An 18,278-nucleotide genomic window follows, 5' to 3' on the forward strand; every position below is an offset into this window, starting at 1 on the left:
CAAGGAGCGAGACATGAAAAAGGTATCCGTACTGGCTGCGGCCGCGGCGATGTGTGCAATGTTCAGCGCGTATGCGCAAGCGGCAGGCGGCGAGATTGCCGTGATCGTGAAGACGGCCAACTCCAACTACTGGCAGAACGTCCAGAAAGGCGCGACCGCTGCAATGGCCGATGCGAAGGGCTACACGATGACCTTCCAGGGTCCCGCGACGGAGTCGGCTATCGCGGACGAAGTCAACATGGTCGAGAACGCTGTGAACCGGCATGTGGCGGGCATCGTCCTCGCGCCGTCGGACCCGGATGCGCTCGTGCCCGCGATGAAGAAAGCGTGGGAAGCCCATATTCCCGTGGTGCTGATCGACTCGTCCGTGTCCGATGCCGGCAAGCAGTACTACCAGTCGTTCCTGTCGACCGATAACGCAAAGGCCGGTGAACTCTGTGCAAAGGCGATGATCGACCGCGTCGGACAGACCGGCAAGGTGGCGGTCATGTCATATGTGCCGGGCGCCGGATCGGAAGTTGGCCGCGTCGGCGGATTCCGCAAGTACATTGCCGCGCATTCGAAGCTGCAACTGGTCGGCCCGTTCTACTCGCAGTCGCAGATGGCGAACGCGCTCAATCAGACCACCGATGTACTGTCGGCCAATCCCGACCTCAAGGGTGTGTTCGGCGCGAACGAGCCGACCGCGGTGGGCATGGGGCGCGCGCTTCAACAGTCGGGGAAAAGCGGCAAGGTGATTGCCATCGGCTTCGACGGCAATCAGGATTTGCAGGGCTTTGTTCGCGACGGCACGATCCAGGCCATTGCGGTTCAAAGCTCGTATCAGATGGGCTACAAGGGAATCGAGACGATCGTGAAGGTGATCGAGCGCAAGCCTGTGTCGAAGCAGGTCGACACTGGAGTGATGATGGTCGAGAAACAGAACCTCGATTCGTCCGAGGCAAAGAACGTTCTCTATTGATGAGCGTTCGCCGGCGCGACGCTTTTCAAGCCGCGCGCCGGCATGTGCCCATTCGGACGACCTTCGTGACCACGCCAACGTTTTATCGGCAACGTATGCCGTTTTTTTACAGAATCGATCCGCCGTCCGGTGATCGACAAGACCAATCAAGAGGATGCCGAAATGCTTAGCGTCATTTGCGAATCGCCTGGCGTGCTGCGCCGTGAAGACCGCGAACCACCTCACCGTGCCGAAGGCGAAGTGCTTTTACGCGTCAGCCGCGTGGGTATTTGCGGGACCGATATGCACATCTATTCCGGCAACCAGCCTTACTTGCAATATCCGCGAGTGATGGGCCACGAACTGTCGGCTATCGTCGCCGAGGCCGATGCCAATGCGCACGTCGTGCCCGGCGACGCCGTTTATGTGATGCCGTATCTGTCGTGCGGAAGCTGCATCGCGTGCAGGCAGGGCAAGACCAACTGCTGCGTCAATATCAAGGTGCTCGGCGTGCATCGCGACGGCGCGCTCACGGAGTTTCTCTCGGTGCCCGCGCAGTTCGTGCATAAGGCCGAAGGCGTCACGCTCGATCAGGCGGCCATGCTCGAATTTCTCGCGATCGGCGCGCACGCGGTTCGCCGTGCCGATGTGTCGGCCGGCCAGCGCGTTCTTGTCGTGGGCGCGGGCCCGATCGGCATGGCGGCCATGCTGTTCGCAAATCTGCGTGGCGGACAGGTCACCTGTCTCGACACGCGCGAGGATCGTCTCGCATTCTGCCGCGAACATATCGGAGTCTCGGCGGTTCAGATCGGACCGAACGACGTCGACGAACTCGCGGCGATGACAGGCGGCGAGTTCTTCGACGTCGTATTCGATGCAACTGGAAACATCAACGCGATGAATCGCGGCTTCCAGTTCATTGCTCACGGTGGCAAATACGTGCTGATTTCGATCGTGCCCGGCGAGGTCACCTTCTCCGATCCGGAGTTTCACAAGCGTGAAGCGACGCTGCTCGGCAGCCGCAATGCGACCGCCGAAGACTTCGAGACAGTTCTCGAAGCGATGCGCGCGGGCCGCATTCCCGACAAGGCACTCAATACGCACCGAATGAGCTTGTCGGATGTACCCACCGAGTTCCCGAAGCTGATGGAGCCAGGACAGACCGTCGTCAAGGCGCTGGTGGAGTGCTGATTTAAGTCCGTTGGGTTAAACGGAACGCAGTGCTGTCACAAAGCAAAAAAATCCGCGTACTGCGAACTATCGCAAACAACGAAGTCGCAAGATTTAAGCGCAGAAGGCCACTGCGCTTAATCACATGGCGCGTTTTACTTATACGCGATACGCGCCCGCACTAAACGACAACCGCCGAAAAAGCCGTATTCACTAATCGAAATGCGCCAACAGTTCGCGATATGGAGACTCACAAGCCATCGCGCGCATCGATTGAACCTATACTCCCCCGCTGCGTGACGGCACTCAAGAGTGCCACGCTAGTCCGCTATCTACATGCCGCTTGCCGAGTCCGCCTCGGCATCGAAAGTTTTCAGAAAGCACTAAATCCTGTCCGATGTCTCCCGACCTCGGATGCGTTTGTCTTCTTCGGGGAGGAAGTGGCCAATGAATATCAAGAGTTTTACTTCACTCCGTGGTTTGGCCTGTCTGGCTGTCGTAGGAACTCATGTCTGGACCCTGTTCGATCTTCAGCGCCTGATCACCGCGCGATACGGCGTGGATTCGTTTCAGAACAAGATAGCCATATTCGTTGACAGAACGTTCAACGGACAAGCCGCAGTCGAAGTCTTCTTTGTTCTCAGCGGATGTGTACTCGCTTTGTCGTTGATGAGCGGCTCAGCCGCGAATAAGCCGTCGTGGGTCAAGACGTTTTATGTAAAAAGATTTTTCCGCATTTATCCCGCGTTGTGGTTGTCGATCGCGCTTGCGCTCGCGCTGTGGCCGCTCATCAAGACGGGACTGTCCTCTCCGGCCTATAGCGCCTGGGCGACGAGCGCCTTCCCGGCAAAGATCTCGGCTCCGCTGGTCGGCCTCTCGCTCGCATCTATATACGTCCATTTGAATTGGCCGATGTGGACACTTCGCGTGGAGCTGTTTTATTCGGTTCTGTTCCCGGCAATCTATCTGCTCGTGCAAAACCCGCGCACGCGCAAGCCGTTTCTCGTTTTCCTGGCACTGGTCGCGCTCGCTCCGATTCCGCGCACGCTGTCGCTGCACTATGCATTGGCCTTTGGTCTCGGCGCGCTGATTCCGCTCACGCGCGGAATCAGTCATTTCCGTTACCGCCTGATCGGCCTCGGCCTCATTCCGGTCTTAATGTATTCGCGCATCCTGCTGGAAGGTATCTTTGATGTGAAGAATATAGAAACGATGGAGATTCTGATTGCCTTCGGCATCGTCTATTGCCTGTTTCACAATAAGAGAAGGATGCCGCTTCTGGATCGGCCGATATTCGAGTACATGGGCACAATCTCATACAGCGTGTACGTGCTGCATTTTCCGATCGTGTTCGGTCTCGGTGCCTGCTTGGTAAAAGCTCTCGGAACGTCCGCCGTTCAACAGCAGCCGTTGCTCATGGCTTCATTACTGTGCGTGTCGACTTTGATTATCACTCTGCCGCTCTCGATGCTCAGCAACAAGTTCGTCGAAGATGCAGGCAATACGCTCGGGAAACGTCTCGCGGCTTCGTGGTACGGCCGCCGCCAGGAGGCACCTGTCCTGGCAGCGACCGTGGAAGAACAATGATGCGCGTGCCCATCACCGCATTTTGACAACCACCTTGCCTTTGGCGCGTCCGCTATCGACATAGGCCATCGCCTCCCCGATCGAATCGAATGCAAAGATGCGATCGACAACCGGGCGTATCACGCCGCCTTCGATAAGCGATGTGATCTGCGCGAGCTGGTCGCCGCTTGCGCGCATGAACAGGAAGGAATAGCTGATTTTCAGGCGTTTGGCCGCCTTCCTGATCCGGTAACTGAGTAGACGCGTCGCCAGCGTCAGGAAGCCCGGCAAGCCAAGCTCTTTTGCGAAGTCGGGGTCCGGCGGCCCGGAGATCGAGATGAGCCGACCGCCGGGTCGCAGCACGCGAAGCGATTTGTGCAACGTCGCCGCGTCCAGACTGTTTATCACCACGTCATAGCCGGCGAGCGTTTTCTCGAAGTCGTCCTTCTTGTAATCGATGACGACATCGGCCCCGAGGCCCTTCACCCATTCCACGTTCGCCGTACTCGTTGTCGTCGCGACGAATGCACCCAGGTGCTTCGCCAGTTGGATCGCGAACGTTCCGACGCCGCCGGAACCTGCATGAATCAGGACCTTTTGTCCTTTCCGCAACTGCGCGTTTTCGATCAACGCTTGCCACGCAGTGAGACCCACGAGCGGAATCGAGGCGGCCTCTTCCATGCTGAGTGCTTTGGGCTTGATGGACACGTCTGCTTCTTTCACTGCAATCAGTTCGGCGAACGTGCCGATCCGGTCTTTATCCGGCCGCGCGTAAACTTCGTCGCCGACCTTGAATCGCTGCACGCGCGGTCCGACGCGCACGATCACGCCGGCTACATCGTTGCCGAGAATCAGCGGCAAACGATACGGCAAAATCAGCTTGAATTCGCCGTCGCGTATTTTCGAATCGAGAACATTAAGGCTGGCGGCGTGGACCTGGATCAGGACGTCGTCGTCGCGTAGTTGCGGCTCCGGCACGTCGGCGATATGCGCGCCATGCTTGCGTCCGTATCGCTCGAGAATGAATGCTCTCATGATGCTTTCGGGTCCCCTGGTGTGATCTGGCGCTGCATGTTTTTCATTCTTGCAAGAGAGGGCTTACCGACTGCGACGCCGGTATCGTGTCGAGTCGAAGGTCTTTACGAAGCCCGGCATCCACGAGCGCGGCCGGCGCGAATCTGCGCAGCATTTGCAGACGGCTCGCAAGCGCGCCGGCCGGGTAGCGCAGCTTCGGCTTCGCGGCTATTGCCGCCTTCAACACGACTTCAGCCACGACCGAAGGCTCAGTCGCGGTCGCCATCACTTCATTGACCCGCTTGCTGACAACCGCACGCGCTTCGCGATACGCATCGAGCGTGGAATCGGGTGCGAGGAAGTTCGCGTCGAACGGCGTCTTCGTATAAGCGGGTTCGATGACCGACACGCGGATGCCCCAGCCGCGCAATTCATGATCGAGCGATTCGGAATAGCCCTCGATTGCATGCTTCGTTGCCGCGTAGAGCGCGCCGTACGGCATCGGCACGAAACCGAGCACTGAGCCGATGTTGACGATGCGGCCGCTGCCCTGCCGCCGCATATAAGGCACCACCGCTCGGGTCATGCGGACGACGCCGAAGAAGTTCGTATCGAAGATCGACTGCGCCTGCGCAATCGAGCTTTCCTCGGCGCCGGCGGGCGCGACGCCGAAGCCCGCGTTGTTCACGAGCAGATCGATGCGGCCGGCTCGCCGCATAACCTGGGCGACCGCGGCGTCGACGGATTCGTCGCTGGTGACGTCGAGCGTCAGCATGTCGAACGGATGCTGGCCCGCGGGCACTGGCCGCCGGCTCGTGCCGAAGACCTTGTAGCCCGCTTCGCTCAATCGCTGCGCGGCGGCCTGTCCGATACCCGAAGACGCGCCTGTGACAAGGGCGACACCCACCGGCTTTTTGTCAGTCATTTCAAGCTCCAAGTGCGGAACGTCCGCGTCACTATCAAATTGAAATCGACTATACTGGGAAATCAAATCCATGTCACTATCAAAATAGTATGGACGACATCAATTCGTGCGATGACCCGTGTCCGATTGCGCGCAGCCTGGCTGTCGCGGGCGACGCGTGGAGCATCCTTATCTTGCGCGACGCCCACGCGGGTCTGACGCGCTTCGACCAGTTCCGCAAAAGTCTGGGCATTGCGCCGACCATGCTGACGCGGCGTCTGGCCGCGCTGGCGGAACAAGGTCTATTGGAGAAACGCCGCTATTCGGAGCGCCCGCCGCGCGACGAATACGTGCTGACGGCTGCGGGCATGGACTTCCTGCCGGTGCTGTTCATCATCGGCGCATGGGGGCGGCAGCACCGCGGGGATAGCAAGCTGGTTCGCTTCCTGGACGCGGAAACGGGAACGGAGATCAAGGCGATTGCGATCGACGAAGTCACCGGCGCGAAGATCGGGACGCGCCCGATACGCATCGTGAATGTCGATGAAAATTGACGAAGCGTTCGCGCCTTGGCGCCGACGAGTGCTACGGCTTCTTCTTCGGCGCGGACAGGCGTGAAAGCGCGCCCGACTCGCAGGCTTGGAGGATTTCGTCCGCGAGAGGCGAGTCATCGGGACAGGCGCGCGAGAGCACGACCGCGCCCACCAGTTGCGCGATGGCGTCGATCGAGCGGGCTCGCGCTTCACGCTTGGCCGCGGCGCTTGTCGCGTTAGTCGCGTTAGTCGCATTAGCCGCGCCATGCTTGCTCACCATGCTCATCAGTAGCCGTTCAATGCCGTCGGCAAAGGCTTGCTTGACCTGTTCCGGCTGACGCCCGGCATCCACGGACAACGCCGCCATCGTGCAGCCCGTGCCGGGCGTATCGCGGTGCTCGCGGGACAAGTACTGCTTGATGAACGCGGCAATGTCGATCCCTTCACTGCCGGCCGCCGACTCCGAAAAGCCACAGGCCGCCGCCTCCGCCATCAGATCGGCCTTCGAGCCAAAGTGCTTATAAAAGCCGCCGTGCGTGAAACCGGCGGCCGCCATCAGGTCCGCGACGCCCACACCGTCGTAGCCTCGCTCGCGAAACAGCGTCGCTGCCGTCTCGACGATGCGCGCCCGGTTCGCCTGCGCTTGCGCTTTAGTGACCTTCATGTTCGGTGCCTCTCTTCGACTAACGCCACGCTAAAGTGTTAACTATACATTGATGTCGATCATCATCAAAGTCGTTGACTTTTTTGATGACGACCATCATTATTAACGCCAGCCTGCACCGCCGCCCTCGCTGATGGGCGGCAGCGGTCCCCACTCAAGCCAAGGAACACCAAGATGAAAGCCCTGCCCACTGTCCTCATTACCGGCGCCTCTTCGGGCATCGGCGCCGTCTATGCGGAGCGTTTTGCGCGCCGCGGCCATCCTCTCGTTCTGGTCGCGCGCGACAAGGCGCGGCTCGAAGCGCTGGCGAGCCGCTTGCGCGACGAAACGAAGGTCGACGTGGACGTGTTGCAGGCCGATCTGACGGAGCCCGCCGATCTCGCCGCAGTCGAAGCGCGCCTGCGCGAAGACGCGAACATTCGCGTGCTGATCAACAATGCCGGCCTTGCGCAGTCAGGCGGGTTTGTCGAGCAGAGCGCCGACGCCATCAACCGTCTGGTGACGCTCAACATCACCGCGCTGACGCGGCTCGCGGCCGCCATCGCGCCGCGCCTCGCGCAAGCCGGCGAAGGGTCGATCGTCAACATCGGTTCGGTCGTCGGTCTCGCGCCCGAGTTCGGCATGACCGTGTACGGTGCAACGAAGGCGTACGTGCTGTTCCTGTCGCAGGGCTTGAGCCTGGAGCTGACGCCCAAAGGCGTGTATGTGCAAGCCGTGCTGCCGGCGGCCACGCGCACCGAGATTTGGGAGCGCGCCGGTATCGACATCGATACGCTGCCCGAAGTGATGGAAGTGGGTGAACTGGTGGATGCCGCGTTGATCGGCTACGACCGCCGCGAGTTGGTGACCATACCGCCGCTTCACGTCGCGGAGCGCTGGGATGCACTCGACGCCGCGCGCCAGGGTTTGCTCTCCGATATCCGGCAAGCGCAAGCTGCGGAGCGTTATCGGGCAACGGCCTGATCCGCTTCGTTGAGCGGAGCGCAGGCGTTAGCCCGCGTCGCTCGAACCGATGACCGCTTCGGGAAGCACGACGATTTTCCCGCGTCTTTCGCGGTCGAAGGTTGCGAGCACAGCGTCGCTTGCGTTGGCGAGAGGGAAAGCGATGGTCGCAGGCGGTCGAAGATGACCGCGCGCGACCATCGAAAACAGCGCGGCGCGTACGCGCCGCGCCTGTTCCGGCCGGGTTGCGAGGAAATAGCGCACGTCGACGCCATGCAGCGTGGCGTTCTTGAGAAGCGCGAGATTGACCGGCAGCGATGGAATCGCGCCGCCCGCAAATCCGATCACCAGATAGCGGCCGCCTTTCGCAAGGGAGCGGAATGCAGGCTCCAGCATGTTTGCGCCAACGGGGTCGAGCACGACGTCGATGCCTTCGGACGCCACACGTTTGAGCGCCTCGCGCCAGTCGGGAAGGCTGTAGTCGATCGCGGCCACGGCGCCGAGTTCGCATGCGGCTTTGCGCTTGGACTCGCTCGATGCCGCCGCAATCACACGAGCGCCCGCATGCACCGCAAGCTGAATGGCGGCGGACGACACCGCGCCGCCCGCTCCGAGCACCAGCAGCGTATCGGCGGCTGTCAAACGTCCCTGATCGAACAACGCGTAGTGTGCCGTCTGGTAGTCCACCAGCATGGCCGCGGCGATCGGCATGGGTAGCCCGCTCGGGGCGATGTCAACGTCAGCGGCATCGACCACCACGTATTCCGCGAGGCCGCCGCCAAGCTGCCAGGTGACGACACGTTCATCGACAAGCGGCCGCGTCACGCCCGGACCCACAGCGTCGACGACGCCGGCAATCTCTCCGCCGGGCACGTAAGGCAAGCGCGGTTTGATCTGATAGCGGCCTTGCATCATCAGCCCGTCGACGAAACCCAGAGCCGTTGCTTCGATGCGAATGCGCAGTTGTCCGTGACTGGGCTCCGGCATCGGTTCATCAACTAACGCGTACGAGCCGATGTCGAAGCTTGTTCCAACGAAGCTTTTCACGCTCTATCTCCGTCTCTCTTGCACAATCATCAGCATACCTACTAATGCGTGTGATTGCAGCCGCGCTTGACTGCGCAGCAAATGACGGCTTCGCAAGACAACGTGCGTCATCCCGCCAGTCGCGTAATCGCGATTCGACTGCCCGCCTGCTCGCGCAAACGAAACTTCTGGATCTTCCCTGTAGCGGTTTTCGGCAATTCGCCGAAAACGACGCGGCGCGGGCATTTGAAATGAGCCAGTCTTTCACGGCAGAACGAGATGACGTCCTGCTCGGTTATATAGGCTGCATCCGGCTTTAGTTCGATAAAAGCGCAAGGCGTCTCGCCCCATGTGTCGTCCGGCTGCGCGACCACGGCTGCATTGAGTACGCCCGACATGCGGTAGATCACCTCTTCCACTTCCACAGACGAAATGTTTTCGCCGCCAGAAATGATCACGTCCTTCGAGCGGTCCGTGATCTGGATATAGCCGTCCGGATGAACGACCGCAAGATCTCCGGTATGAAACCAGCCGCCGGCGAAAGCTTTTTCGGTTGCGTCGGCATTCTTCAGATATCCCATCATCACCGTATTGCCGCGGACGAGAACTTCGCCGCACGACTGGCTATCGGCCGGCACCGGTTCGAGCGTCGCGAGATCGGCGACCGACATTTTCTCGAACGCTGCCGCACGTACGCCTTGCCGCGCTTTCAATTTCCCTTGCTGCTCCGGCGGCAACGTATCCCACTCGTCGTGCCATGCACAGCTAATCGGCGTGCCGGAGATCTCGGTAATTCCAAATACGTGATCGACGTCGAAGCCCATTGCGCCGACGGCTTCCAGCACCGCCGCAGGCGCCGGCGAGCCGGCGGTGAGAACACGCACGCGACGCGGCAACGGCTGACGTTCCGACTGCGGCATGCTCGCGATGCCTGCGAGAACAATCGGCGCTGCACAGAAATGATCGACGCCATGTTTCTGGATCGCGGAAAGGATATTCGCCGCGTTGACTTTGCGCAGGCATACATGCGTTCCCGCCGCGGCAGTAATCGCCCATGTGAAGCACCAGCCGTTCGCATGGAACATGGGGAGCGTCCACAGATAAATTGGCGCACGCGGAAGCGGCCAATTCGTCATCTGCAGCAGGCTCATCAGATACGTGCCGCGATGGCTCGGAACGACGCCCTTCGGATCGCCTGTTGTGCCCGACGTGTAGTTCAACGCGATCGGCGTCCATTCGTCGACGGGGCCGCGGCCAGTAAATGCCGGGTCACCGCTCGCGAGCAGCGATTCATAATCGGTTTCGCCGATGGCGGCGCCGTCGGGCGCTTCGTGATCGTTGATGTCGATGAGACGCGGCGGATTCGGGACTGACTGCAACGCTTTTTCGACCAGCGCGGCAAACTCGCGATCCACCAGCAGAAGCTTGCATTCGCCGTGGCGCAGAATGAACGCGATGCCGTCAGCATCGAGACGGCAATTGATGGCATTAAGCACGGCCCCCGAGAGCGGCACGCCGAAGTGCGCTTCGAGCATCGCCGGTGTATTCGGTGCGATGATCGACACGGTATCGCCCGGCTCAATGCCCAATTGAACGAGTGCCGACGCGAGGCGATAGCAACGCTCGCGCGTCGTCGCCCACGTCTGCCGGAATTCGCCATGAATGATCGCGGTGCGTTGCGGATAGACGTCGGCGGTTCGATCGAGGAAGGTTAATGGCGTCAACGGAACGTGGTTCGCCGGATTCTTCTCGAGCCCTCGCGAGTAGGCCTTTGCACTCATGACTTTGTCTCCGTTCATTCATTATAGAAAGTAGTGAAATCGCTCACTGGGACACGGTCCGTCACTAGCGAATTCTCGATACAGTTGTGATCGGCATAACCGAGGCTCATTCCGCAGACCAGCATCTGGTTGTCGGGAATCGACAGTTCGTCGGCGATCACGCGGTGGAACTTGTTGAAAGCCGCTTGCGGGCAAGTGTCGAGGCCGCGCGCGCGAGCGGCGAGCATCACGCTTTGCAGGAACATGCCCGTATCCAGCAGACTGCCTTCGCGCATGACGCGGTCCACTGTAAAAAACAGGCCGACGGGTGCATCGAAGAAACGATAGTTGCGGCCGTGCTGGACGTGCATTCGTTCCTTGTCGCCCTTCTCGATGCCGAGCAATCCATACAGGTTCCAACCCACCTTGCGGCGGCGATCCACATACGGCGCGATCCATTCGCGTGGGTAGTAGTCGTAGGGCTCGTCGAGGTCCGAGCTGCGGGCGGGATCGTCATTGATCTCGTTGATGGCGGCAGACAGCCGCGACTTCTTCGCGCCTGTCACGACGTGCACATGCCACGGCTGAATGTTGACGCCGGTAGCACTGAAGCGCGCGACCTCCAGGATGGACTCGATGTCCTCACGCGCAACCGGTGTCGGCAAGAAGGCACGAACGCTGCGCCGGGTGACGAGCGCCCAGTCGACGGCTCGACTGACGTCGATAAACGAGGTGAAAGGAGGCGGAGATAGACGATCCATTTCTTTCTGCATGTTAAAAATGTACTGCCGCGTAGACGTGGCTTTTCTCGAGTGAATAACCTGCAATAGGCGCTCTTAGCGCCCTGCACTGCGCTGAACTGCGGGAATAGCCGCACTGCGTCCGCGATAGGAATCGGCGCGCGCGTGATCGATCAGCGTCACGGCCATTGCACCGATAAGACCTGCCACGCCGATTGCCATGAAGTTCTGTTCCAGCGGCAGCTTCAGCGACACCAGCCAGCCGATTAGCACCGGCGCCACGATCGCGCCGATGCGGCCCACGCCAGAAGCAAAGCCGACACCCGTAGAGCGGATTGCATGGGGATAGAAACCGCCCGCATAAGCATAGGCGAGCAATTGAGTACCGAGCGTCGATGCGCCCACAACGAATACAACGACAAACAATGACGCTGTCGATTTCGTGTAACCCATCAGCGAGAGTGCGACGGCTCCCACGACGTAGAACGCGATTAGAACCCGCTTGATATTGACCCTGTCGCCCAGCCAGCCGCCGAGAATCGCACCCGCAATGGCGCCGACGTTAAACACGATCACGAAGTTCAAAGCCGAACCGAGGCTGTATCCCGCCATTGCCATGAGCTTGGTCAACCACGAACTCAGTGCGTACACCATGAAGAGGCCCGTCATGAATGCGACCCACATCATCGTAGTACTGAAAGCGCGGCCGTCCTGAAAGAGTCGTCGCACCGAGACGTCCCTGTTTTTGTCCGACGACGGTCCTGCAAACTGCTCGTCGTCACTCAACGAATAGTCGGGCACGAGGCGCTTCACGAGCGCGCGCAGTTCTTTATGTCGGCCGTTCTTGACCAGAAAGGTCATCGAATGAGGCATCGTTTTAATGATGAACGGAATTAGCAGAACAGGTAGGCCCGCGGCAAAGAAGACGGATTGCCAGCCATAACTGCCGATAAGCTCCTTTGCAGTGAGCGCGACGAGAATGCCGCCAACCGAATATCCCGCGAATACGAGTGTGACCAATCGCGTGCGCAACGCATTGGGCGAGAACTCCGCCATTTGCGCGGTGACAATCGGCAAGACGCCTCCAATGCCGAGGCCCGCAATGAACCGGGTCACGCTGAAACTGACGGGATCGTTCGTCAGTCCGGCGGCGGCGGTAAAGAGACTGAACAGCGCCACACACACGCAGATCATCATGGGCCGGCCGAAACGGTCAGCCAGCGTGCCGAGGAAAATAGCCCCGAGCATGACGCCAAACAGTGCCGATGCGGCCATGATGCCGGCACTGGTCGCGTCGATGTGCATGCCCTTCATGATCGACGGCAACGCTGCACCGACGATGGCGAGATCGTAGCCGTCGACTATCAGCATCAACACGCACCAGAACAGGACCAGCCTGTGCAAGCCATTGAACCTGGCCTGGCCCGCGAGTGAATGAACATCGATCTGGTTCATGCTTGTCTCCTTTGGTTTAATGTCGTGGCCGAAGTCCGCGCAGGCCGCTGTGTTACAAGCAGTGTCGGGCGAAGGCTGCGGACAGTCGATGTCCATTAACTTCAAGATGAGTGAGGTCGCCGAACACCTGCGTTTGCGGTGTTGTGACACTGGCGGTCCCGGTGTAACGCTAACGCCCGGAACCGCACATGGCGCGCGCTGCCAACGCGATTAGTTAGAGCACACGAAGCTGGCCGCAAGGTTCTGATCGCCGCCGACGTATTTGGGCCACCGCGGGTATTCGCAGATTGGCCGCGTGCGTCCGACTGCCGGCGGAGCGAGGTCGGTGATAATCAGATTTTTGGGTTCGACGCCTTTCGTCGCCCAGTTGTCCAATGCCGTCAGACCGTCATATGAACCATTGAATTGGCCGCCGGCACTGTGCGCCGCGCCCGGCACCACGTAGAACTTTAGAAATTGACTCAATGGCCCCTGCCCGAACCGGGATACCAGCCGGTCGTAGTAATCAATCGACAATTGCGCCGGAATGAACTGATCCGATTGTCCGTGCTGCAGAATGATCTTGCCGCCGCGCGCCTGGAATTGACTCAGGTCGGTGCTCGTGCTGTCCATGAGCGCGCTCACCGCTTGCACGCGCGAGGTTAATGATCCGGGGTTGGCCGGATTAAAGTTCAGCGTGCTCAAGCCAGGATCGCGAGCAACCGCGAAGCGAAGCATGTCATTTGAAAACGTATAGAAGAACGCGCTTTTGCCGATCACGCCAGGCTCGACTACCGCATCGGTGGCTGACGCGCCCCATGCAAAGGCGACGGACCAGAAGTCTGCTCCCGTGAACGCGTTAAATGCGGGGAAAGTCTGGACTCCGTTTGCCAGGTTGAAGCTAAGGTTAAGCGGCGTGCCGGCGGTGGTCATCGTATTGATTTGCGTGTCCGACAAGCAGCTATCGCCAGTGTCGACGCCGCTCGGGCAACGAATCGTTGCTGGATCGAATACGCATGCCGCGGGGTTACTGATAATGCCGTCAGCCACGCCATCCAGAGCATCGCATTGCTTGATGACTGCTTCGAGAAGAACCTTGCCTTTGGCAGGCGTGACGTATCCTCCGGGCGCCAGCAGCGATCGCGAGATCCTGCCCATCTGAAGCCACAGTCCTGTTATTCCTGAAGCGGGATATGTGGAAATGATGCCGTCGTAGTCATGCGGGAATCGTTGTGCCGCAATCAGACCTTGCCGGCCTCCGCCTGAACCGCCAATAAAATAACTGTGCGTGAAGTCCGAGCCGTATCTTGCCTTTGCGATGTACGCTGCGAAGTCACGCGTCTTCTTGATGTGGTCGCCTGAGTAGTTGGCGAGTGCCTCATCGTTTGCCGCGAACGAACCGTCCATAAAGTTTCCCTCATGCCCAGCGTCGCTGCCGACAGTCACATAACCTCTGCGCAATGGTGTACTGACGCCTGCGGGCTCTGCTCCGGATAAGAACCCGTCCGCGGGAAAGCCTTCAGTATCGGGGATGGTGCCGTCGAATCCCCCGCCGCCAAAGTGAACGACTTTGCCGTTGAAGTTAGTCGGTAGATCCGCCTCCACTCGAATATCCGGCGCATTGAAATCCACCGGATGAATAGCTCCGAGAACCTTGCAGTATTCGCCGTTGCTGTTGCCGGAATCGGTAGCTGCAACGAGCGTCGCGGATACGATAGTGGCACCCGTTGTCGGCAATCCGATCGAGCCGGCGGGAACGGTCGTACCCGCCAACGCACTACATTTCGCGGCGGGCGTCGCGACCGCGACGTTGGCCGGCGCGGAATCACTGCCGCCGCAGCCGGATACGGCAATCGCCGATGCGGCGAATAAAGCACTCACCATTGCCGAGCTTCGGCGGCTTCTCAACCGGGTTCTCATTCTCGTCTCCGTCTATTTTTTATACCGCAATGAGTGGCTCGGTTGCTTTGCGCAACCGGGCGCGACGCGTCCTTTGATCTGCCGAACGCGAGTGCAGTGTCAGCCTGCTCGGCGCACCGATCCATGTCCGCCGACCTCAGTTTTCATGAGGCGTGCGGACACGCTCCGCTTAATCGAATGAGCGTTCGCGCGAGGCGTGATTGGGAGAAGAGGATTGAATCTTTCGACCATTCAGACGTGCAAGCACATCTGAACGCGTGAATGGTGTGATGACGATGCTATGTGTTCTAACGGTTAAGAACTCGCCTTGCCCTGACGGTACATTCCCGGACTCGCCCCCGTCCACTTTCTGAAGGCCCGGTGAAAAGCACTCGTTTCCTGAAATCCAGTGCGTGCAGCGACTTCTGCGACCGTGAGAGTACTGTTCGAAAACAACTCGATTGCGATGTCACGCCGCAATTCGTCTTTCAGTTGCCGATAGTTCGTGCCTTCAGCCAACAGGCGGCGTTGCAGCGTGGCCGCGGATAGATTCATTAGTCGCGATAGCTCGTCGAGGTCAGGCCAGTCGTCGGGGATCTGGTTTCTTAGCCGGCGTCTGACGAGGGCCGTAGTACTCGATTCGTTGCGATACTTGACCAGGATATTGGCGGGTGCATTTTGCAGAAAAGCACGCAGGCTCGCTTCCGTCTCGGACAGTTTGAGGTCGAGAAAACTGCGATCGAATCGGATCAGCGTTTCTTCCGCGGAGAACGTCACATCTTCGCAAAAGCGCATGCGGTAGTCGCTGTCATCCGTTGGCGCCGAAGCGCGGAACCTCATCTCGATCAGCGGAATGCGTCTGCGTGCGAGCCAGCACGCAAGGCCGTGCACGAGGATGAACCAGGTCCCGTAGGCAAAGAGGCGGCGCGTTCGGCCATCGTCATGCAGGACGATCAGTGCATGCTCGCCGTCGCAGCGCAACTCGCCATGAATGTCGTCGAGAACCGCGCGCAGGAACTTCAGCATGCGACGCAGCGCGTGCTCGAGATTGTCGGCATGCAGCACGGCGTGACACATCAAAGCGTAGCTGCCTCGCCGCAATGCGTGGCTATCGAGACCAAAGAACTCGTCGTCCATCAAGTCAGCGAGAGCCGCCCACAGACGCGAAAAGGCTAATGCGGGCACTCGGGCTCTCGGCGCATTCAGCAATTCCGCCGCGATTCCCGCGTGCTGGAGAACCGCCGAGACGTCGAGATTACGCTGCGTGGCAACGAGAATTGCTTCGCGCACGAGGCCGATAGAAGTTGTGCCCTTGTCTTGAGCGTCATTCATGGTCAGGGTCTACCTACAGAAAGTGCACTGATGTTAATCGCTGCCGGGCGTAAGCGAAACCTGGTATCACTGAGCATGAGCCGCAGGGTATGTCCGAAGGGCGCACGCAGGAAGAGGTCGATGGACATGGGCGTGGTTTCGCGTGCCGCTTACGATGATCAGTCAGTTGGTCGTCGCGAATATGGCTTTGCCGGCCGGTCACTTTGAGGAGACAGCATTGCAGATTCAAGGGAAAGGTTTCGTCGTCACAGGCGGCGGCTCAGGGCTCGGCGCAGCCACGGCGCGCCGTCTGGTAGCGGGCGGCGCCCGCGTGCTGCTGATCGACCTCGACGAGGACGCCGGTGCCTCACTCGCGGCGGAACTCGGCGCTAATGCCCACTTCGCGAGGGCCGACGTATCCGACTCCGCGAGCGCCGAGCGCGCGTTGGCCGCGTATTGCGAGACCTTCGGCGCGCTGCATGGCCTGATCAATTGCGCAGGCGTTGCGCCCGCCGAGAAAGTGCTCGGACGCGAAGGCCCGCATCGGCTGGAAAGTTTTGCGCGCACCGTTCAGATCAACCTGATCGGCGCCTTCAACATGGTGCGGCTGGCCGCGGCGTGCATGGCCGGGAACACGCCCGAGGCCGATGGCGAGCGCGGGGTCATCGTCAATACCGCTTCGGTTGCGGCCTTTGACGGCCAGATCGGACAAGCGGGCTACGCTGCATCGAAAGGCGGTGTCGTGGCGATGACGCTGCCTGTCGCGCGCGAATTGGCCCGCCACGGCATTCGCGTGCTCGCCGTCGCGCCCGGAATCATGGAGACGCCGATGCTTAAAGGCATGCCCACAGAAGTACAGGACGCGCTTGGGAAGATGGTGCCCTTTCCCCCGCGCCTCGGACGGCCGGAAGAATTCGCGGCACTTGTGCTGCATATCATCGAAAACACTTACCTCAACGGCGAGGTGATTCGTCTTGATGGCGCCATTCGTATGGCGGCCAAGTGAACTTAGTTTGTGCTGCCGCTGAACTCGAGTGGGAATGATCCATCGACGACGACACCTTCCTCACCCTTTGCAACGCCGCCATGAAGCGGCGAATGGAGACTCGCATGAATGCCTCTTCGATTTCCGATGATCCCGTTGTGATCGTCGCTGCTGCCCGCACGCCGCTGGGTGGTTTCCAGGGCAACTTCGCTTCATTGACGGCGCCTGCCCTCGGCGCGCACGCGATCCGGGCCGCGGTGCAACGTTCCGGGCTGCAACCCGACGCCGTCGATGAAGTGCTGATGGGCTGCGTGCTGCCCGCGGGCCTCGGCCAGGCGCCCGCGCGCCAGGCGTCGCTTGGCGCGGGTTTGCCGCTATCGGCGGGCTGCACCACGATCAACAAGGTCTGCGGCTCGGGGATGAAGGCGGCGATGCTCGCGCACGATCTGCTGCTCAGCGGCAGTCAACGAGTGATCGTTGCGGGCGGCATGGAATCCATGAGCAACGCGCCGTACCTGTTGCCCAAGGCGCGCTCGGGTCAGCGTCTGGGACACGGCGAGGTGCTCGACCATATGTTCTTCGACGGCCTGGAGGATCACTACGGCCTCGCCTCCGATGGCCGCCTCATGGGCACCTTCGCCGAGGACTGCGCGCGCCATTTCGATTTCACGCGCGAGGCGCAAGACGCGTTCGCTTCGACCTCCACGCTGCGGGCGCAGCAGGCGCAGCGCGACGGCCTGTTCCGCTGGGAGCTTGCGCCGATGACCGTGCCGGGTCGTAACGGCGAGATACTCATCGACGAGGATGAAGCGCCGGCGAAGGCGCAACTGGACAAGATCCCGAAGCTCAAACCCGCGTTTGCGAAGGACGGCACGGTCACGGCCGCGAACTCGAGTTCCATCGCCGACGGTGCGGCGGCCCTCGTTCTGATGCGCCAGTCGACCGCACGCGAGCATGGCTTGGCGCCGCTCGCCGTGATCCGCGGACACGCCACGCATTCGCAGGAACCGGCCTGGTTCACGACTGCGCCCGTCGGTGCGATTCAGAAGTTGCTCGCCAAGGTGGGATGGCGGGCGAGCGATGTCGACGTTTGGGAAATCAACGAGGCATTCGCCGTGGTGGTCATGGCCGCGATGCGCGAGCTCGCGCTTTCGCATGAGCGCGTGAACGTGCATGGCGGCGCTTGCGCGCTCGGTCATCCGATCGGCGCGACGGGGGCGCGGGTTATCGTGACGCTGCTGGGTGCGCTTCGGCAACGCGGGGGGAAGCGTGGGGTGGCGAGTCTTTGTATCGGTGGGGGGGAGGCTACGGCGGTGGGGGTGGAGGTGGGGTGAGGGGGGATCAGGGTCAGTTGCAAGGCGCTGTTTGGGCGGCAGAACTGGAAGCCTTG

16 protein-coding genes are annotated in these 18,278 nt (G+C 60.5%); 7 read left to right on the forward strand and 9 right to left on the reverse strand.

Going from position 1 to position 18,278, the window contains the following annotated elements; genetic code table 11:
- The first annotated feature begins 13 nt into the window (after window positions 1-13).
- The 3 genes from C8K18_RS11665 (at window position 14) to C8K18_RS11675 (ending at window position 3,697) form a co-directional block, all read left to right on the forward strand.
- Window positions 14-961 carry an ABC transporter substrate-binding protein gene (locus C8K18_RS11665; RefSeq protein ID WP_006052100.1) on the forward strand — a complete coding sequence of 316 codons (948 nt, stop codon included), beginning with the start codon at window positions 14-16 and terminating at the stop codon, window positions 959-961.
- A gap of 162 nt (window positions 962-1,123) precedes the next feature.
- The gene (locus C8K18_RS11670; RefSeq protein ID WP_107707612.1) at window positions 1,124-2,131 is read left to right on the forward strand and encodes a zinc-binding alcohol dehydrogenase family protein; all 1,008 of its coding nucleotides are present in this window, start codon (window positions 1,124-1,126) and stop codon (window positions 2,129-2,131) included.
- A gap of 426 nt (window positions 2,132-2,557) precedes the next feature.
- Window positions 2,558-3,697 carry an acyltransferase gene (locus C8K18_RS11675; RefSeq protein WP_107707539.1) on the forward strand — a complete coding sequence of 380 codons (1,140 nt, stop codon included), beginning with the start codon at window positions 2,558-2,560 and terminating at the stop codon, window positions 3,695-3,697.
- A 12-nt stretch (window positions 3,698-3,709) separates the two neighbouring features.
- Here C8K18_RS11675 and C8K18_RS11680 read toward each other — a convergent pair whose 3' ends face one another.
- Together C8K18_RS11680 and C8K18_RS11685 are read right to left on the reverse strand one after the other, a co-directional pair.
- A complete protein-coding gene (locus C8K18_RS11680) occupies window positions 3,710-4,711 on the reverse strand; it encodes an NADP-dependent oxidoreductase (RefSeq protein WP_107707540.1) in 1,002 nt (333 codons plus the stop codon).
- A gap of 43 nt (window positions 4,712-4,754) precedes the next feature.
- Entirely contained in the window at window positions 4,755-5,615 is an 861-nt protein-coding gene (locus C8K18_RS11685; protein ID WP_107707541.1) for an oxidoreductase, read from the reverse strand.
- 89 nt (window positions 5,616-5,704) lie between these two features.
- Here C8K18_RS11685 and C8K18_RS11690 point away from each other — a divergent pair, with 89 nt between their 5' ends.
- Window positions 5,705-6,148 (forward strand): helix-turn-helix domain-containing protein, encoded by a 444-nt coding sequence (locus tag C8K18_RS11690; protein ID WP_053859379.1) that lies wholly within the window; start codon window positions 5,705-5,707, stop codon window positions 6,146-6,148.
- A gap of 31 nt (window positions 6,149-6,179) precedes the next feature.
- On the opposite strand, the gene C8K18_RS11695 is transcribed toward C8K18_RS11690, so the two are convergent.
- Window positions 6,180-6,791 carry a TetR/AcrR family transcriptional regulator gene (locus tag C8K18_RS11695; protein WP_107707542.1) on the reverse strand — a complete coding sequence of 204 codons (612 nt, stop codon included), beginning with the start codon at window positions 6,789-6,791 and terminating at the stop codon, window positions 6,180-6,182.
- Between the two features lie 174 nt (window positions 6,792-6,965).
- On the opposite strand from C8K18_RS11695, the gene C8K18_RS11700 reads away from it, so the two are divergent.
- The gene (locus tag C8K18_RS11700) at window positions 6,966-7,754 is read left to right on the forward strand and encodes an SDR family oxidoreductase (protein WP_006052093.1); all 789 of its coding nucleotides are present in this window, start codon (window positions 6,966-6,968) and stop codon (window positions 7,752-7,754) included.
- A gap of 27 nt (window positions 7,755-7,781) precedes the next feature.
- Here the strand turns inward: C8K18_RS11700 and C8K18_RS11705 are convergent, their stop codons facing one another.
- The 6 genes from C8K18_RS11705 to C8K18_RS11730 form a co-directional block, all read right to left on the reverse strand.
- The gene (locus C8K18_RS11705) at window positions 7,782-8,780 is read right to left on the reverse strand and encodes an NADPH:quinone oxidoreductase family protein (protein WP_107707543.1); all 999 of its coding nucleotides are present in this window, start codon (window positions 8,778-8,780) and stop codon (window positions 7,782-7,784) included.
- Window positions 8,781-8,887: 107 nt separating this feature from the next.
- On the reverse strand, window positions 8,888-10,540 hold the full coding sequence (locus tag C8K18_RS11710; RefSeq protein ID WP_107707544.1) for an AMP-binding protein: 1,653 nt from the start codon (window positions 10,538-10,540) through the stop codon (window positions 8,888-8,890).
- 14 nt (window positions 10,541-10,554) lie between these two features.
- The gene (locus C8K18_RS11715) at window positions 10,555-11,280 is read right to left on the reverse strand and encodes a nitroreductase (protein WP_165919816.1); all 726 of its coding nucleotides are present in this window, start codon (window positions 11,278-11,280) and stop codon (window positions 10,555-10,557) included.
- A gap of 75 nt (window positions 11,281-11,355) precedes the next feature.
- The gene (locus C8K18_RS11720; protein WP_107707546.1) at window positions 11,356-12,714 is read right to left on the reverse strand and encodes an aromatic acid/H+ symport family MFS transporter; all 1,359 of its coding nucleotides are present in this window, start codon (window positions 12,712-12,714) and stop codon (window positions 11,356-11,358) included.
- 210 nt (window positions 12,715-12,924) lie between these two features.
- Window positions 12,925-14,613, reverse strand: a complete 1,689-nt coding sequence (locus C8K18_RS11725) for a tannase/feruloyl esterase family alpha/beta hydrolase (protein WP_107707547.1) — start codon at window positions 14,611-14,613, stop codon at window positions 12,925-12,927.
- A 294-nt stretch (window positions 14,614-14,907) separates the two neighbouring features.
- A complete protein-coding gene (locus tag C8K18_RS11730; protein WP_107707548.1) occupies window positions 14,908-15,924 on the reverse strand; it encodes an AraC family transcriptional regulator in 1,017 nt (338 codons plus the stop codon).
- A 217-nt stretch (window positions 15,925-16,141) separates the two neighbouring features.
- Here C8K18_RS11730 and C8K18_RS11735 point away from each other — a divergent pair, with 217 nt between their 5' ends.
- Window positions 16,142-16,909, forward strand: coding sequence for a 3-hydroxyacyl-CoA dehydrogenase (locus C8K18_RS11735; protein ID WP_107707613.1), 768 nt, complete (start codon window positions 16,142-16,144; stop codon window positions 16,907-16,909).
- A 104-nt stretch (window positions 16,910-17,013) separates the two neighbouring features.
- Window positions 17,014-18,222, forward strand: a complete 1,209-nt coding sequence (locus C8K18_RS11740) for an acetyl-CoA C-acetyltransferase (RefSeq protein ID WP_107707549.1) — start codon at window positions 17,014-17,016, stop codon at window positions 18,220-18,222.
- The last annotated feature ends 56 nt before the right edge of the window (window positions 18,223-18,278 follow it).

The sequence above is a fragment of the Paraburkholderia sp. GV068 genome, assembly GCF_003058125.1.
Lineage (GTDB): Bacteria > Pseudomonadota > Gammaproteobacteria > Burkholderiales > Burkholderiaceae > Paraburkholderia > Paraburkholderia graminis.